The following is a 1,896-nucleotide window of genomic DNA, read 5'->3' on the forward strand; positions in this document are numbered from 1 at the left end:
GGCCGCGCCCGCGCCCGAGGACGAGCCGACCGCCGAGCCCACCGCAGCACCGGTCCCGGCTCCCGACCAGGACGGCGGTGACGTGCCGCCGCAGCCCGCCCCCGACGCCGGATCCGAGCCGGGCGGCTGGAGCGCGGCGACCGGGATGACCACCGCGCTGTCAGCCGGATCGCCCGTCGTCTCGATGGCCGACTGGATGCGCTCCCTCGCCCTCGCTCTGCTCTCGCTCGCCCTGGTCGTCGTGCCGGCCCGCCTCGCCGCGGCCGGGCGCGCGCCCCGTGCCGAACGCAGCTGGCACCTCACGGGCCGCAACCGCGCCGCCGTCGAGTACGACGACAAGCCGGACACCGGTCCCGCCTCGCCGCGCCTGATGGTCGTCGGGATGATCGGCTGCGCAGCCGGCCTCGTCCTGCTCTCGGGACGCGTCGACGGCCAGCCCGCCTACCTGCGCCTGCTGATCGCCGTCATCGTGGCCGTCGCCGTGGTCAACGCGGTCGCCGCCGCCGTCCCCGCGCTGGTCGGCCGACGGATCGGCGTCAGCGGGATCGGCGTCGTCGCCGCTCCGCGCGCGCTGCTCCTGGTCGCGGCGGCCGCTCTCGTCTCGCGCTTCGCGGGACTGGACCCGGCGCTCCTCTTCGGCGTGGTGATCGGCCTCGTCCTCCCCGAGGGCGCATCCGCCGTCGACCGGGCGAAGCTCTCCACCGTCCGCGTCGTCTCGCTGCTGGGCCTCGCCGGACTCGCCTGGGGCGCCTCCGCCGTGGTCCCGCCCGACGGCTCGTTCGGCTCCGTGCTCGCCGCGGAGGTGCTCAGCGCGACCACGCTGATCTCGGTCGGCTCGAGCGTGGTGCTGCTGTTCCCGGTCGGGCGCCCCGCCGGCCGCAGCATCCTGCGCTGGTCCCCGCTGCTCTGGCTCGGGCTCACGCTCCTCGCGACGACCGTGCTGTTCGTGCTGCTCACCCCGACCATCGCGTCCTGGTCGACCGACGGCGGAGCGGGTCCGGTGCTCTTCGCCGTCGTCGCCTTCAGCGCGGTGTGCACGTCGATCTGGGCCTGGCGGCGCTTCGTCGAGTCGGAGTAGCCGGCCTCGGCCGCCCGCTCAGCCGATCGAGACGGGCCGGTCGAGGTCGTCGCCCGGCAGCACGTCGGCCACGGCGCCGACCGTCAGCTCGCGCAGCGTCGCGATGCCGCCGTAGACGCCGAGGAACGCGGTGTCGGCCGCGTCGCGTCCCGTCGCGATCCGCACGAGACTCGACCGCGGCGCGAGCGTCGTCGCGTCGACCGCCCGCCACTCCCCCTCGATCCAGGCCTCCGCGACCGCGTGGAAGTCCATCGGCTGCAGTCCCGGGGCGTACACGGCCGCCAGTCGGGCGGGCACGTCCAGCGCACGGAGGAGGGCGACGACGAGGTGCGCGAAGTCGCGGCAGACGCCGCGGCGGGCGAGCAGCGTCCGCTCGGCCCCGTCCGTCGGAAGGCTCGAGCCGGGGACGTACGCCAGCCGCGTGCCGACCCAGGAGCTCACCGCGTGCAGGAGGTCCGCCCCGGCGAGGCCGGCGAATTCGGCCCGGGCCGTCGCCCACAGCACGTCCGACTCGGCGTAGCGGCTCGGCCGCAGGTACCGCAGCCGGTCCACCTCGTCGCCCTCGAGCGGATCGAGGCGTCCTAGGACGCGCGCGGAGTAGTCCACGACGAGGTGCCCGACCGGCGCGTCGAGCACGTGCAGCCGGGTGCCGTGCTGGTCGATCACCTCGCGAGCGGCGAGCGGGCGGCCGTCGACGGTGAGCGTCAGCGACTCCTCCGCCCCGTACGCGTCGGCCACCGCGATCGAGAGGACGAGGGCGGCCGGAGCCGCGACGTCGAGGGTCAGGTGGGCCGAGACGTCGCGCTGCATGGGGCTCT

1 protein-coding gene and 1 pseudogene are annotated in these 1,896 nt (G+C 75.9%); one reads left to right on the forward strand and one right to left on the reverse strand.

The features are described from left to right. Positions 1-1,078, forward strand: a pseudogene (locus C5C82_RS17730) (hypothetical protein); the annotation flags it as partial. 18 nt (positions 1,079-1,096) lie between these two features. Here the strand turns inward: C5C82_RS17730 and C5C82_RS17020 are convergent. After that, entirely contained in the window at positions 1,097-1,888 is a 792-nt protein-coding gene (locus C5C82_RS17020; RefSeq protein ID WP_104234572.1) for a transglutaminase family protein, read from the reverse strand. Positions 1,889-1,896: the final 8 nt, after the last annotated feature.

Source organism: Rathayibacter sp. AY1D5, assembly GCF_002932515.1.
Taxonomy (GTDB): domain Bacteria; phylum Actinomycetota; class Actinomycetes; order Actinomycetales; family Microbacteriaceae; genus Rathayibacter.